The 14,769-nt window shown below is 70.5% G+C and carries 12 protein-coding genes and 2 pseudogenes; 5 read left to right on the top strand and 9 right to left on the bottom strand.

Features of this window, described 5'->3' with window-relative positions:
* Nucleotides 1–192, bottom strand: a pseudogene (locus A5750_RS15365) (hypothetical protein); the annotation flags it as partial.
* A gap of 109 nt (nt 193–301) precedes the next feature.
* Here A5750_RS15365 and A5750_RS15360 point away from each other — a divergent pair.
* The 4 genes from A5750_RS15360 (at nt 302) to rfbA (ending at nt 3,789) form a co-directional block, all read left to right on the top strand.
* Nucleotides 302–1,627, top strand: coding sequence for a UDP-glucose/GDP-mannose dehydrogenase family protein (locus tag A5750_RS15360; RefSeq protein ID WP_066947563.1), 1,326 nt, complete (start codon nt 302–304; stop codon nt 1,625–1,627).
* Between the two features lie 97 nt (nt 1,628–1,724).
* A complete protein-coding gene (locus A5750_RS15355; RefSeq protein ID WP_066947697.1) occupies nt 1,725–2,480 on the top strand; it encodes a maleylpyruvate isomerase family mycothiol-dependent enzyme in 756 nt (251 codons plus the stop codon).
* Between the two features lie 36 nt (nt 2,481–2,516).
* Complete coding sequence (locus A5750_RS15350) at nt 2,517–2,891, top strand: nuclear transport factor 2 family protein (RefSeq protein WP_066947566.1); 375 nt, start codon at nt 2,517–2,519, stop codon at nt 2,889–2,891.
* Nucleotides 2,892–2,913: 22 nt separating this feature from the next.
* Nucleotides 2,914–3,789 carry a glucose-1-phosphate thymidylyltransferase RfbA gene (rfbA, locus tag A5750_RS15345; RefSeq protein WP_066947569.1) on the top strand — a complete coding sequence of 292 codons (876 nt, stop codon included), beginning with the start codon at nt 2,914–2,916 and terminating at the stop codon, nt 3,787–3,789.
* Here rfbA and A5750_RS15340 read toward each other — a convergent pair.
* The 7 genes and pseudogenes from A5750_RS15340 to A5750_RS26625 form a co-directional block, all read right to left on the bottom strand.
* Entirely contained in the window at nt 3,731–5,008 is a 1,278-nt protein-coding gene (locus A5750_RS15340) for a YibE/F family protein (RefSeq protein ID WP_067263876.1), read from the bottom strand. The two genes, rfbA and A5750_RS15340, sit on opposite strands and share 59 nt — an antisense overlap.
* Nucleotides 5,009–5,034: 26 nt before the next feature.
* Entirely contained in the window at nt 5,035–6,324 is a 1,290-nt protein-coding gene (locus tag A5750_RS15335) for a pyridoxal phosphate-dependent aminotransferase (RefSeq protein ID WP_066947575.1), read from the bottom strand.
* 32 nt (nt 6,325–6,356) lie between these two features.
* Nucleotides 6,357–9,326 carry a (Fe-S)-binding protein gene (locus tag A5750_RS15330; RefSeq protein WP_067263871.1) on the bottom strand — a complete coding sequence of 990 codons (2,970 nt, stop codon included), beginning with the start codon at nt 9,324–9,326 and terminating at the stop codon, nt 6,357–6,359.
* A gap of 184 nt (nt 9,327–9,510) precedes the next feature.
* Nucleotides 9,511–11,220: an Hsp70 family protein gene (locus tag A5750_RS15325; RefSeq protein WP_067263868.1), complete on the bottom strand. Its 1,710-nt coding sequence runs from the start codon at nt 11,218–11,220 to the stop codon at nt 9,511–9,513.
* Between the two features lie 55 nt (nt 11,221–11,275).
* Nucleotides 11,276–11,794: a hypothetical protein gene (locus A5750_RS15320; protein WP_067263865.1), complete on the bottom strand. Its 519-nt coding sequence runs from the start codon at nt 11,792–11,794 to the stop codon at nt 11,276–11,278.
* A 46-nt stretch (nt 11,795–11,840) separates the two neighbouring features.
* The gene (locus tag A5750_RS26630; RefSeq protein ID WP_067263899.1) at nt 11,841–12,725 is read right to left on the bottom strand and encodes an N-acetylmuramic acid 6-phosphate etherase; all 885 of its coding nucleotides are present in this window, start codon (nt 12,723–12,725) and stop codon (nt 11,841–11,843) included.
* 114 nt (nt 12,726–12,839) lie between these two features.
* Nucleotides 12,840–13,568 (bottom strand): annotated as a pseudogene (locus A5750_RS26625) (BadF/BadG/BcrA/BcrD ATPase family protein); the annotation flags it as partial.
* Nucleotides 13,569–13,615: 47 nt separating this feature from the next.
* Between A5750_RS26625 and A5750_RS15310 the strand changes: the two are divergent.
* Nucleotides 13,616–14,146: a DUF488 family protein gene (locus tag A5750_RS15310; protein WP_067263896.1), complete on the top strand. Its 531-nt coding sequence runs from the start codon at nt 13,616–13,618 to the stop codon at nt 14,144–14,146.
* Between the two features lie 13 nt (nt 14,147–14,159).
* Here the strand turns inward: A5750_RS15310 and A5750_RS15305 are convergent, their stop codons facing one another.
* A complete protein-coding gene (locus A5750_RS15305; protein ID WP_369828585.1) occupies nt 14,160–14,708 on the bottom strand; it encodes a hypothetical protein in 549 nt (182 codons plus the stop codon).
* Nucleotides 14,709–14,769 lie beyond the last annotated feature (61 nt).

The following is a 14,769-nucleotide window of genomic DNA, read 5'->3' as shown; positions in this document are numbered from 1 at the left end:
CCGCCGATGGAGCCAGTCGTCCCACTGATCGCCATGGGAGGGGCCGGAACCCGGTTCCGGAGGGCCCGGCCCGGCGGCGGCGTCGGTGGCGGTCATGGCGGCGGTGAGGACGGGCCGCGCGGCGGCGGTGGCGGCGGGATCCCCGGCATTCCGGGGTTCGGCGGCGGCCACGGCGGTTTCGGCGGTGGTCACGGCGGGTTCGGCCGTCACTAGTCGGTTCGGGGCCACCTGTCACCTGTCGTTTGCCTCCCGCTTAGCGCGGCGATGCAGTTAGCTCATCGCGGCGACGTATACCGGTTACATGCGATGCACCGTCTTCGGCACCGGTTACCTGGGTGCCACCCACGCGGTCGGAATGGCGGAACTGGGACACGAGGTCGTCGGGGTCGACATCGACCCCGGCAAGGTCGCCAAGCTCGCCGGCGGTGACATTCCCTTCTACGAGCCCGGCCTGCGCAAGCTGCTGACGAAGAACCTGGCGACGGGGCGACTGCGGTTCACCACCGACTACGACATGGCGGCCGAGTTCGCCGACGTGCATTTCCTCGGGGTCGGTACGCCACAGAAGAAGGGCGAGTACGGCGCCGACCTGCGCCACGTCTACGCCGTCATCGACGCGCTGGTGCCGCGGCTGACGACATCGTCGGTACTTGTGGGGAAATCAACCGTTCCGGTGGGAACCGCGGCCGAGCTGAACAACCGGGCGGCCGCGTTGGCGCCACGCGGGGTCGACGTCGAGATCGCCTGGAACCCCGAGTTCCTGCGCGAGGGCTACGCGGTGCACGACACCCTGCATCCGGACCGCATCGTGCTTGGCGTGCAACAGCATTCGACGCGGGCCGAGGCGGCGGTCCGCGAACTCTACGGCCCCCTGCTCGCCGAGGGCGTGCCGTTCCTGGTGACGGACCTGCAGACCGCGGAGCTGGTCAAGGTCTCCGCCAACGCCTTTCTGGCGACCAAGATTTCGTTCATCAACGCCATCTCCGAGGTATGCGAGGCCGCGGGCGCCGACGTCAGCGTGCTGGCCGACGCGCTCGGCTACGACCCGCGCATCGGCCGCCAATTCCTCAACGCCGGACTGGGTTTCGGCGGGGGCTGCCTGCCCAAAGACATCCGCGCCTTCATGGCCCGCGCCGGCGAACTGGGAGCCGACCAGGCGCTGACCTTCCTGCGCGAGGTCGACAGCATCAACATGCGCCGGCGCACCCGGATGGTGGAGCTCGCCAGCGCGGCCTGCGGCGGGTCGCTGCTTGGCGCGAATATCGCCGTGCTCGGCGCGGCGTTCAAGCCCGAATCCGACGACGTGCGCGACTCGCCCGCGCTCAACGTCGCGGGCCAGCTGCAGCTCAACGGCGCCGCGGTCAACGTGTACGACCCCAAGGCGCTGGACAACGCGCAGCGGCTGTTCCCGACGTTGAATTACGCGGTCTCGGTCGAGGAGGCGTGTGATCGCGCCGACGCGGTGCTCGTCCTCACCGAGTGGCGCCAATTCATCGACCTCGACCCCGCCGACCTGGCCGACCGCGTGCGGGCCAGGGTCATCGTCGACGGCCGCAATTGCCTCGATGCCGCCCGCTGGAAGCAGGCGGGCTGGCGGCTGTTCCGGCTGGGGGCGCCGCGGCCCTGAGGGGTCCTGCCGCGAGCGTCACGCCAGCGTGGCGCTGACCGGCGAACGCCACGCCAGCGTGACGTTCGGCGCGCAGCGGAGGCGTAGCCTGACCCGCGTGGACTTCGCCGGTGCATTCCTGGAAGAAAACCGCGCATTTTCGGAGCTTTTCCGCGATGCCGACCAGTCCAGGCCCGTGCCGACCTGCCCGGGGTGGACCCTGGGCCAGCTCCTGCGCCACGTGGGCCGGGGCGACCGCTGGGCGGCGCAGATCGTGCGCGACCGGCTCGAGGAGTTCCTCGACCCCCGTTCCGTCGAGGGCGGCAAGCCGCCACCCGAACCGGCCGACGCGATCTCCTGGCTGCACGGGGGCGCGCAGCGGCTGGTCGACGCAGTCGAGCTGACGGGGGTGGAAACGCCGGTGTGGACCTTTCTCGGCGCCCGGCCCGCGAACTGGTGGATCCGCCGCCGCCTGCACGAGGTGGCGGTGCATCGGGCCGACGCGGCCATCGCGCTGGGCGCGGAATTCACCCTGAACGCCGACGTAGCCGCCGACGCGATCACCGAATGGCTCGAGCGCGTCGCGATCCAGGCCGGCGGCGAAGGGGCGGCGCTCCCGCTCGAGGCCGGTAACACCCTGCATCTGCATGCCACCGACCCCGGGCTCGGCGAAGCCGGCGAGTGGACCATCGGTGTCGACGGGAGCCGGATCACCTGGTCACACGAGCACGGCAAGGGCACCGCGGCCTTGCGGGGCGGCGCGACCGAGCTGCTGCTGGCCATCCTGCGCCGGGTGCCGCTCGCCGACACGGGCATTGAGTTGTTCGGCGACGAGGGTGTGTGGCAGAACTGGCTGGACCGCACCCCGCTCTAGCCACGGCGGCGGGGCACACACGGTAACTTGCAACACATGACCACTTCGGAGATCGCCACCGTCCTGGCATGGCACGACGCGCTCAACTCCGCCGACCTGGAAACGCTGGTCGCGTTGTCCAGCGACGACATCGAGATCGGCGACGCGCACGGGGCCGCGCAGGGGCACGAGGCGCTGCGCGGGTGGGCCACCTCCCGCCACGCGACGGCCGAACTCGGCCGGATGTACGTGCACGACGGGGTCGTCGTCGTCGAACAGAAGGTCAGCGCCCCGGACAATCCCGGGGCCGTGACCACCGCCGCGTCAGCGTTCCGCGTGGTCCACGACCACGTCACGTCCGTGTTCCGGCACGACGACCTGGCGTCGGCGCTGGCGGCGACCGAACTCACCGAAAACGACCTCGTCAACTAAGCGTGGAATAGGGGAGCCACTCATGCGCGGGATCATCTTGGCCGGCGGCTCGGGCACTCGCCTGCATCCGATCACCGTGGGCATCAGCAAGCAGCTGCTTCCGGTGTACGACAAACCGATGATCTACTACCCGCTGTCCACCCTGATGATGGCCGGGATCCGGGACATTCTGGTGATCACCACCCCGCACGACGCGGCGGGCTTTCAGCGGCTCCTGGGAGACGGCTCGCAATTCGGGATCAACATCAGCTACGTGACGCAGCAAAGTCCCGATGGTCTGGCCCAGGCCTTTGTCCTGGGCGCCGACCACATCGGCAACGACTCGGTGTCGTTGGTGTTGGGCGACAACATCTTCTACGGGCCGGGCCTGGGCACGAGCCTGAGCCGTTTCCAAAACATCAGCGGCGGAGCGGTTTTCGCGTACTGGGTGGCCAACCCGTCGGAGTATGGGGTCGTCGAGTTCAGTGACGACGGCACGGCGCTGTCACTGGAGGAGAAACCCAAGACACCGAAGTCCAATTACGCGGTGCCGGGCTTGTACTTCTACGACAACGACGTGATCGAGATCGCCAAAGGCCTGAAGAAATCGGCGCGCGGTGAATACGAGATCACCGAGGTCAACCAGATCTATCTCAACCGAGGCCAGCTCTCGGTCGAGGTGATGGCCCGCGGAACGGCGTGGCTCGACACCGGCACGTTCGACTCCCTGCTGGACGCCAGCGACTTCGTGCGGACGCTGGAACGGCGGCAGGGCCTGAAGGTCAGCGTCCCCGAGGAAGTGGCATGGCAGCGGGGCTGGATCACCGACGAGCAGTTGGCCGAGCGCGCCCACACGCTGCTCAAGTCCGGATACGGCGGCTATCTGCTGGATCTGTTGGAGCGGAGCCGATTTCACTAGGCTTTGCCAGCGCCGCGGCAATCGCCGTCGTCAGCGGCACCGACAGCGCCAGCGCGATGCCGCCTACCGCCGACCGCGCGATCTCGATGGCCACACTTTCGCTGGTCAGCACGTCGGTCAATGAGCGGTTGGCCACGCTGAACAGCAGCAGCAACGGCAGCGAGCTGCCGGCGTAGGCCAGCACCAGCGTGTACACCGTGCTGGCGATGTGGTCGCGTCCAACTCGGATGGCGCCCAAGAAGATAGCGCGCCGCGAGCCACCGAGGTGGGCGAGCTCGAACACCGTCGACGCCTGCGTCACCGTCACATCGTTGAGCACGCCGAGCGACCCGATGATGAAGCCGGCGAGCAGCAGGCCGCTGATCGACACGTTGCCCAGGTACGCACTGACGGTGGCGTTCTGGTCATCCGACAACCCGGTCAAATGCGCCAATTGTATTGCCGCCCAGGACAATCCTGCGGCCAGCAGCAGCGAAGTCAGAGTGCCCAGCAGCGCGGCGCTGGTCCGTAGACTCACGCCGTGCGCCAGATAGATGACCGCGTACAGAATGGCCGCGGCGGCCACCAGGGCCACCGGAACCGCGGGCGCGCCGTCGCGCAACGCAGGCAGCAAGAACGCCACCAGGACCACGAACGCGACCCCGATGCCCACCAGCGCCAGCAGTCCCCGCCACCGCGCCACGGCGACGATCACCACCGCGAACGCGATGGCCAGCGCGACCAGCGACCAGCCGCGTTCGAAGTCGTAGAAGGCGTAGCTGGTGGCGCCTTGATCGTCGACCTGCCGGACGAGGCGAATGCGGTCTCCCACCGCGAATTTCGGCTGGCCCGGACCGGGGGAGGACTCCAGCAACGTGTTCGCGCCCGCGTTGGGCCCGGAATCGATGGCCACCTGGGTCAGCACGCAGCGGCCCGCGCCCGGCGGCGCCGGCTGGGGCGCGGTGGTGAGCACCTGGCTGACCGACGGGCTGCCGCAGTCACCCACGGCGCTGGACAGCACGTGCCCGGCCTGCGTGCTCACGGCGCCGCCGGCCGCGTTCTGGAAGGGCATGGGGATGGCGACGTGCTGCCGGCTGGGCCACAGCGCGACGGCGCCACCCAGGACCGCCACCCCGATCGCCACCAGCAGCCCGACGACGATCCTGGCGGGCAGCGACTCAACCGGGGCGGGGCCGGACAGGCTGTGTGAATGCGAGTGCGAGTGCGTCACCCGGTCCACCGTAGAGGCGCCGGCTGCGAAGATGCTTACTGGCGATAGCCGACCAGGAAGTTGCCCAGCCGCTCGATCGCCGCGGCCAGGTCGCGGGCCCACGGCAGCGTCACGATGCGCAGGTGATCCGGTGCCGGCCAATTGAATCCGGTGCCCTGGGTGACCAGGATCTTCTCCTGCAGCAGCAGGTCGAGGACGAGCTGTTCGTCGTCGGTGATGTCGTAGACCTCGGGGTCCAGCCGGGGGAAGGCGTACAGCGCTCCCTCGGGTTTGACGCAGGACACACCGGGAATCTCGTTGAGTTTCTCCCAGGCGACGTCGCGCTGCTCGAGCAGCCGCCCGCCGGGCAGCACCAGGTCTTCGATGCTCTGGTGGCCACCGAGGGCCACCTGGATCCCGTGCTGGGCCGGGACGTTGGGGCATAGCCGCATGTTGGCCAGCAGGTTGATGCCCTCGATGAAGCTCTCCGCATGGTCCTTGGGGCCGGTGATCGCCAGCCAGCCCGCGCGGTAGCCGGCAACCCGGTAGGCCTTGGACAGCCCGTTGAACGTGAGGCACAACACGTCGTGGGCCAGCGAGGCCACGTTGATGTGCTTGGCGTCGTCGTAGAGGATCTTGTCGTAGATCTCGTCGGCGAGCAGCAGCAGTTCGTGCTTGCGCGCCAGTTCCACCATCTGGGTGAGGACCTCGCGGCTGTAGACCGCGCCGGTCGGGTTGTTCGGGTTGATGATGACCAGCGCCTTGGTGCGCTCGGTGATCTTGGACTCCAGGTCGGCGATGTCGGGCTGCCACGCCTGCGTCTCGTCGCACAGGTAGTGCACGGGCGTGCCGCCGGCCAACGACGTCGACGCCGTCCACAGCGGGTAGTCCGGCGACGGGATCAATACCTCGTCGCCGTTGTCGAGCAGGGCCTGCAGCGTCATCGTGATCAGCTCGGAGCACCCGTTGCCCAGGTAGACGTCGTCGACGTCGAAGCGGGGGAAGCCTTCGACCAACTCATAACGGGTGACCACCGCCCGGCGCGCGGGCAGGATGCCCTGCGAGTCGGAGTAGCCCTGCGCGTACGGCAGCGCCTGGATCATGTCGCGCATGATCACGTCGGGTGCCTCGAAGCCGAACGGCGCCGGGTTGCCGATGTTGAGCTTGAGGATGCGGTGCCCTTCGGCCTCCAGCCGCGCGGCGTGCTGGTGCACCGGGCCGCGGATCTCGTATAGGACGCCCTGGAGCTTGGACGACTGCGCGAAGACACGCTGCCGGTGGTGCGCGGACGCGTTCAGGGGCAGCTGGTGAGTGGTCACGTCATCAATGGTGCCACTTGTGTCCACCGAAATTTGCTGTCAAGCCGCAAAATCCCAGGTCAGCGCTTACCCGGTGGACGGGCCCCGCGCGCGATACCCAGCCCCTTCACCGGCGGGCCGGACGGTGCGTCTTCGCCGTCGGCCTCCTTTGCCGGCTCCGCTTTCGGCGCCGGCTCGGGCTCGGCTGCTTCGGGCTGGGCCTCGGCCTTGGGCGCCTCGGCGGCCGGCGCGGCCTTCTTGGCGCCGGGTCGTTTCGCGCCCGCGGCGATGCCCAGGCCCTTGACCGGCGCCGCGGGCGCCTTGTCCTCGGCCTTGCCTTCGTCGGCGGCCGCCTTGGGCTCGGCTTGTTCGGGCTGAGCCTCGGCCTTGGGTGCCTCGGCGGCCGGCGCGGCTTTCTTGGCGCCGGGTCGTTTGGCCCCGGCGGCGATGCCCAATCCCTTGGCTGGGGCGGCAGGCGCAGCAGGCGCCTCCGTCTTGGCTTCGGCCTGGGCCGGCGCCGCCTTCTTGGCTCCGGGCTTCTTGGCGCCGCCGGCGATGCCCAGCCCCTTGGCGGGCGCGGCGGGCGCTGCGGACGCGGAGGCCTCGGCCTTGCCGTCGGCGGCGGGCTCGGCCGCCTTCTTACCGGGCTTCTTGGCACCGCCGGCGATGCCCAGCCCCTTGACGGGCGCCGCGGGCGCGGCCTCGGACTTGGGGGCCGCCTCGGCGGGTGCCTCCTCGGATTCCTTGGCCGGTGCCTCGACGGTGGCGGTGGCCTTGGGCGCCTGAGCCGCCCGCTTCTCGGCCTCCTTGGCGGCCGTGCCCTTCTCCGGCAGCGTCGCCTTGTCGTACTCGAGGGACCCGAGCAGCACCTGGGCGACGTCGAGCACCTCGACCCCGCTGCGGCCGGCCTCTTCCTGCCGGTCGTTGACGCCGTCGGTGACCATCACCCGGCAGAACGGGCAGCCGGTCGCGATGGTGGCGGCCCCGGTGGCCAGTGCCTCGTCGACGCGTTCGTGGTTGATCCGCTTGCCGATGTGCTCTTCCATCCACATCCGCGCGCCGCCGGCGCCGCAGCAGAAGCTGCGCTCGGCGTGGCGCGGCATCTCGGTGAGCGTCGCACCCGCGGCCCCGATCAGCTCGCGCGGCGCCTCGTAGACCTTGTTGTGCCGGCCCAGGTAGCAGGGGTCGTGGTAGGTGATGTCTTGGGAGACGGGGGTCACCGGCACCAGCTTGTTGTCGCGGATCAGCCGGTTCAGCAGCTGGGTGTGGTGCAGCACCGAGTAGTTCGAACCCAGCTGCCGGTATTCGCGGCCCAGGGTGTTGAAGCAGTGCGGGCAGGTGACGACGATCTTGCGGTCGACGGTCTCCACGCCCTCGAACACCCCGTCCAGGGTCTCGACGGCCTGGGCGGCCAGCTGCTGGAAGAGGAACTCGTTGCCCGAGCGGCGCGCGGAGTCGCCGTTGCAGGTTTCGCCGGTGCCCAGCACTAGGTACTTCACCCCGGCGACGGCCAGCAGTTCCGCGACGGCCTTGGTGGTCTTCTTGGCCTTGTCGTCGTAGGCGCCGGCGCAGCCGACCCAGAACAGATACTCGAAGCCGTCGAAGCTGTCCACGTCCTCGCCGTAGACGGGAACGTCGAAGTCCACCTCGTCGATCCAGTTGGTCCGGTCGGACGCGTTCTGGCCCCACGGGTTGGACTTGGTTTCCAGGTTCTTGAACAGCACCGACAGTTCCGAGGGAAACTCCGATTCCATCATCACCTGGTAGCGGCGCATATCGATGATGTGGTCGACGTGCTCGATGTCCACCGGGCACTGCTCGACGCACGCGCCGCAGGACACGCAGGACCACAGCACGTCGGGGTCGATGACGCCGCCCTGCTCGGCGGTGCCGACCAGCGGCCGGGTGGCCTGCTCCGGGCCGGAGCCCATGACGCGGCCGAAGCCCGACTCGGGGACGTGGTGCGCCTCGGCGTGCTTCTCGCCGGCCAGTTCCTCGCCGATCCCGCCTTCCGGCGTGTTCTCGGCGGGCGATTCCTTATCTCCGAGGATGTAGGGCGCCTTGGCCATCCAGTGGTCGCGCAGGTCCATGATGACGAGCTTGGGAGACAGCGGCTTGCCGGTGTTCCAGGCCGGGCACTGCGACTGGCAGCGACCGCATTCGGTGCAGGTGGCGAAGTCCAGCATGGCCTTCCAGCTGAAGTCCTCGATCTTGCCGCGGCCGAACTCGGCGTCGTCGGGCGGGTTTTCGAAGTCGATCGGCTTGCCGTCGGCCTCGATCGGCAGCAGCGGGCCAAGCCCGTCGGGCAGCCGCTTGAAGATGACGTTGATCGGCGCCGTGAAGATGTGCAGGTGCTTGGAGTGCAGCACGATGATGAGGAAGCCCAGCATGACGGCGATGTGCAGCAGCAGGGCCGTGGTCTCGATGATCTCGTTGGCCGGCTGGCCGAGCGGGCGCAGGATCGCCCCGAAGAGCTGCGACAGGAAGGCGCCGTTGCCGTAGGGCAGCGTGCCGTTGTTGACCGCCGACCCGCGGACCAGGACGTAGGTCCAGATGACGTTGAAGATCATGAACAGCACCAGCCACGCGCCGCCGGTGTGTGAGCCGTAGAACCGTGACGAGCGGCCGATCTCGCGCGGGCTGCGCATGAGCCGGATGATGGCGAAGGTGGTGATGCCGAGGAAGACCGCGGTCGCGAAGAAGTCCTGCAGGAAGCCAAGCGCGTCCCAGCGCCCGATGATCGGGATGTGGAAGTTGTCCTGGAACAGCAGACCGTAGGCCTCGATGTAGACCGTGAGCAGGATGAAGAAGCCCCACATGGTGAAGAAGTGGGCCAGGCCGGGGATCGACCACTTGAGCAGGCGACGCTGCCCGAAGACCTCGGAGAGCTCGGCCCAGATTCGCTTGCCGGGCTCGTCGGTGTGCCCCGGAGCGGGCTTCCCGGACGTGATCAGCTTGAACAGCCACAGGACCCGTCGTCCGGCGAGCGCGGCCACGACCAGCGTCATGCCCATGCCCACGATGAGTCTGATCAGCATCTGCGTGGTCACAGAAGGTCTCCCCAATGCATCTTTGATTCAGCCTGCGAATTGTTTGCCTGCTTAGCCCTGCTCATAGTTACATCTCCGCAGCTTTCGCCGCGAGAAAGGCTGCCCTAACTTAGAAGTCCGCCGGCGTCCGTGGCCTGCGTTGTTGGCGAGCCCGGTGTGACCCTCATCGCCGTGACCGGCCGCGTCAGCCCCGCGGTACGAAGGGCGGCAGCAGCGGCCGGAACCGGGTCGTCGTGGGGGGTGCGGCCGTGGTGGTCGCCTGCGACGTCGTGGGCGGCGCGGTGGTAGTCGTCGGCGGGGCCGTCGTCGTCGTGGTGGTCGGCGGCGGCGTCGTGGTGGTTGTCGTCGGTGGCTCGGTTGTCGTGGTGGTCGGCGGCTGCTCGGACGACGACGGCGGTGGCGGTGGCGGTGGGAGGACCGTCTCGGTGGTGCTGCCGTTCGGCTGGGTGATGGTCACGGTTTGCGACGTTTGCGGGGGAGCCGGCGTGTTCGGCGGGGTGGTGTTGACCGGGTGGGATTTGGGGCGGCCGAGGGTCAGGGCCAACACGATGGCTACCAGCACCGCCGCGGCCGCCCCCGCCACCAGCAGGACCAGCGCGGTGCGTTTGTACCAGGGCAGCGGGCCCTCTTCCGCGGCGTAGCGATCGCCGTCCGCGTAGCCCGAATCCGTTGCCTCCCGGGAGTACTCGCCCGTGGCGTCGCGCCCGGTGTAGGGCACCGGCTCGTCGCCGCCGTCGACGTCCTGGGACCAGGCCAGGGCGCCGTCCACATCGGTGGCCTGGGCGGCCGACGCGGCCTGGGTCATGTCGATCCCGGCGTTGCCGACCATCTCGGTCGGCGTTTCCACGACGGCGCCCGCGGCGGTCGGGACCCCGGCCGACGTCTGCTGCTCACCGAGCGCCGACGCTCCGATGGCCGCGCTGACAGCGGGCTGCGGTGGGGTGTGCACCGGCACCTGAAAACGCTCCGACAGCCGCGCGGCGAGCAGCGGGATGCCGGCGCCGCCGCCGACCGCCGCCACGGCGGCCAGCCTGCCCCTCGCAATCCCGTTGCGGCGCAGGGCTTCTTCCAGGGTGCCCAGGAACCGGTCCAGCGGTTCGGAGATCAGTTGCTCCAGCTCGGCGCGGGACAGCTGCGCGGTCGAGCCCGGAGCAATCGCGACGGAGGCCGTCGCGGCGGTCGACAGTTGCTCCTTGGCGCGCCGGCATTCACCGAGCAGCCGGCTCTGCGAGCCGATCCGCACGGTGCTGCCCAGGTCGGCCATGGTGTCGTCGGAGGCTCGCAGGCTGCCGAGCACGAGCTGATCGATCGCGTCGCCGGACAAATCGGCGGATCGCACGGTCGGGCCGACGCGGGTGAAGTTGGACCCGGCGTCCATCAGGGTGACGCTGGTGCCGCTGGCGCCGAAATCGCACAGCGCGACGACCCCGGCGGACGGGAATCCCGGTCTGCCGCGCAGCGCCGCGAGCGCGGCGGTGGCGTCGGACACCAGCACCGGCGCCACGCCACCGCGGGCGAGATCGGGCTGGGCGAAGAATTCCTCCCGCAACGCGGTGAACTGGGCGTCGGACCAGTACGCGGGGACGGCAATGGTGATCGGGGTGCCGTAGCCGACGGTCCGCGCCATGGCCTCGATCGCCTCGACCGTCAGCACCTCCCCGAGGTACTTCGTCCCGTCGGCAGCCACCAGCGGGGACCGGTCGCCGACGCGCTCGACGAATCCGCGCAGCACCATCCCGTTTTCGGTCAGATTCGGGTTTTCCTCCGGCAGGCCAACTTCGGTCGGCCGGCGCTCAAAGAGCGTCAAAACGGCACTGCGGACCACCGGCGGCCTGCCCGCGCGGGCAGCCACCAGGTTGGCCGCCCCAATCGACAGCCCGAGCGACTCGCTCATGCCCCGCACCCCACTTCCGATCGCCCGGTGGTCCTCACCATAGCGGCCGACGGGGTCAGCGCAGGCCGGGCGGGACCGTGATCGCCGTGGGCACCCCCGGAATCGTGATCACCGAGGGCACCTGCGGCAGGTGATGCTTATGCGTTGGTTCCTGCTGACTCGGCTGGCGCGTGGGCTGCTGCGTCGGCTGCTGTGCCGGCGCCTCGCCGGCGCTGCTGGTGGTCGGCGTCGTGGTGGTGGTCGGCGCGGTCGTCGCCGTGGTGGTGGTCGTCGTGCTCGTGCGGCTGGTGCTCGGGGACGGGCTGGTGCCTTGTCCACCCTGCAGCAGCTCGGTGATGCCGTAGACGATCAGCGCGATCAGGATCGCGACGAACACCAGCCAGGCGATGAGCAGCGGGGGCTTGCGGTACCAGGGGGTGGGTTCGGCCTCCAGGCCGTCGAACGCTTCGGGCTGCTCGAACCCCCCGGGCGGGTTCGCCGGGGGTTCGCCGGTGGTCGGCTGCTCAGCGACGCCGTAGTCGGCATGCCGGGTCGCCTGTTCGTGGAAGTCGTCGGGTGGGCCGTTGCGTGCCACGGCACCGATGGTACTGACACCACCTGCCAGCCTCCTGAGCGCGCCTTCAGAACGTGTCGACCTTGCCGAGCGCGTCCCGGACGCGTCCCCGCGCCCGGTCGAGCCGGGCGGCGGCCTCGGCCGCGTCGACGCCGGCGAGCAACGCGACGATCGCGGTCTTGGCATGACCGCCCGCGGCGGCCAGTGCGGCGGCCGCGGTCTCCTCGTCGACGCCGGCCGCGTCGCGCACGATGCGCACCGCACGGCGGCGCAGCTTCGCGCTGGTCGGCCGCACGTCCACCATCCGCGGTCCGTACGCCTTGCCGAGCGCGATCATCACGCTCGTCGAGAGCGCGTTGAGCACGACCTTCTGCGCCGTTCCCGCGGTCAGCCGGGTGGACCCGGCGAGAACCTCAGGGCCGGTGAGCAATTCGATCATCACATCGGCAGATGCCGCGCCGCCGGGGTTGTTGACGATCGCGACGGTCAGCGCGCCCGCCGCGCGCGCGTGCTCGAGGGCCCCCAGCACATACGGCGTGCGGCCCGACGCCGTGATCCCGACGAGCGCGTCGGCGGCGGTCAGGTCGGCGAGATCGGTTGGCTCAAAGGCGTCTTCGGCACCCTCGATCGCCGCGGTCAGCGCCGCCGGGCCGCCGGCGATCACACCGCGCACGAGGTCGGTGTCGAACGTCGGCGCGCACTCGGCCGCGTCGAGCACACCGAGCCGCCCGGGAGTTCCGGCACCGGCGTAGACAAGGCGGCCCCCGTGCTCGAGCCTCGCGGCGATCGCTTCGGCCGCCGCCGCGATCCGCGGGACCGCCGCCGCCACGGCGGCGTGCGCCTCGCCTTCGGCGGCGACGAGCAGCGCGACGACCTCCCCGATGGGCCGCGCGTCCAGGTCATGCAGGCCCGGTCGCACGGCTTCGGTCGCGAGCGCGTCGAGTCCTTGCACGCCAAAGGTTTTCGGTGCCGCCTGCACGCGGATCACCTGCGGCTCGTGGATCGGGCCCAGCCGCAGCGCCCCGTCGAGCGCGTCGCCGGCGGCGGGTACGAGGTCGAGCTTCTCCCGCAGCGCTTCGAATCCGGCCAGGCCGCCGACCATCGCGACCGGGCCATCCCCGGCCGCGCGAGCGGTCGCGGCGAGCGCCTCGGCGGCCGCGCCGACGATCGCCAGCGCGGCGGCGTCGCCCTGCGCGGCAAGCACGTCGGGTGCGAAGGACGCGAGCGCGGCGGCGCCGGTGAGCTGCGCGGGCCAGGTCCGCGGCGCGCCGAAGCGGGCGCGGGCGGCGTCGAGCAGCGTGGTGGACGGGCCGCGGCCGTCGTGCGCGCGCAGCGCCGCGCGCAGCCCGGCGGCGCCGATCCACGCGCCGCCGCCCTCGTCGCCCAGCCACGGGCCCCAGCCGTCGGCGCGCCGCCACCGACCCTCCGCATCGATCGCGAGCGCCACGACGCCGGTGCCCGCGATCAGCACGACGCCCGGCTGTCCGTTCAGGGCGCCGGCGTGCGCGGTCACGGCGTCGCTGGTCACCGCGACGCGCTCCGCCCGAAGCGAGGTCAGCAGCGCGTCGCCCAGCGCGCGCGCCGCATCCGGAGCCGCCTCCGCCCCGGCGGCGCCGACGATCACCTCGTCAACTGCGCCGAACTGGCGTGCGACGTTCAGGATCGCCGCCTCCGCGGCCCGCGCACCGCCCGGCGCCGCGAGCCCCGGCGCGCCCGGCCCCTCCGCCCTGCGGCCGCATGCCGAAGCCCGGCACGACGTCTTACCCAAGTCGACGGCGAGGATCACCGCACCCATCCTTTATCGGCCCGGGCCGGGTGTCGACTGCCGGGCAGACTGGTGTGGTGGAGCGGGCGTTGCTGACCGTGGGGCACGGGACAGCCGACCGTGAGCGGCTAGCGGAGTTGCTTGCCGGCGCCGGAGTTGCGCTGGTGGTGGACGTGCGGCGATATCCGGCCAGTCGGACGAATCCCGACGTGCGTCGGGAGGCCCTGGAAAGCTGGCTGCCCCAATACGGCATCGACTACCGGTGGGAGCCGCGCCTGGGCGGGCGGCGTCACATCGCGGCCGGAGAACCCGAGCCGGACAGCTGGTGGACGGTGGCCGCATTCCGGGCGTACGCCGCATACACCCGTACGCCGGAGTTCGACGCGGCGCTGGACGAGGTCCTGGCCGACGCCACCCGGCGCACCACCGCGGTGATGTGCAGCGAGAGCGTCTGGTGGCGCTGCCACCGGCGGCTGATCGCCGACGTGGCAGAGCTCGGTCGCGCAGTGCCGGTGCAACACCTCATGCCGGACGGCCGCCTGCGCCCTCACCGCCCCGCCGAAGGTGCTCGCCGCCGCCCCGACGGCCACCTGGTATGGGACGGCTGAGTTGCTCCGGCCTTTAGAACGTGTTGACCTTGTCGACGCTGACGAACATGCCGTGCCCGGTGCGGTCATTGGTGAAACGGGTGCCGTCGGCGGTGGCGTTGATCGTCCAGCCCGCGGCGTTGTAGGTCTTGTAGTCGATCTGGACGGCGGGGATGGCGCCCAGGTTTCCCAGCACCCACTGAACCTTGCCGCCGGAGTCCACGCTGACGCCGTTGGCGTGCTCGCCGTCCTGCATGGGCGAGTTGGTGAACGGCGCCTCGCAGCCGACGGTGGCCTTGTTGATCTGGCAGCGCGTGGTGCCCGACTTGGTTTCGATGAACACGTAACCGTTCTGGTCGGGCGGGAGCGGGATGGCGCCAGCCGGTGCGGTCGGGTTCGCCGGTGTCGTCGGCAGGCCGGGGGCCGGGCTGGCGGTGGGCGCCGGCGACGACGCGCTGGGCCTGGGGGTGGGGAACGTGGGCTCGACCGGCCCCGCCCCCGGCGCGGCGACGGGCCGCCCCGCGACGGTGGACGAACAGGCGTCGATCAGCACGGGACTGACCAGCACCGGCGCGATCAGCAGGGATCCACCGGCCAGGCCCCACCGTGCCCTTTGCGAAAACCGCACGCGCCACTCCCGATTA

Source organism: Mycobacterium sp. 852002-51613_SCH5001154 (assembly GCF_001667425.1).
Lineage (GTDB): Bacteria > Actinomycetota > Actinomycetes > Mycobacteriales > Mycobacteriaceae > Mycobacterium.
The sequence above is the reverse complement of the archived record's forward strand: the minus strand, read 5'-3'. Positions and strand labels throughout refer to the sequence as shown.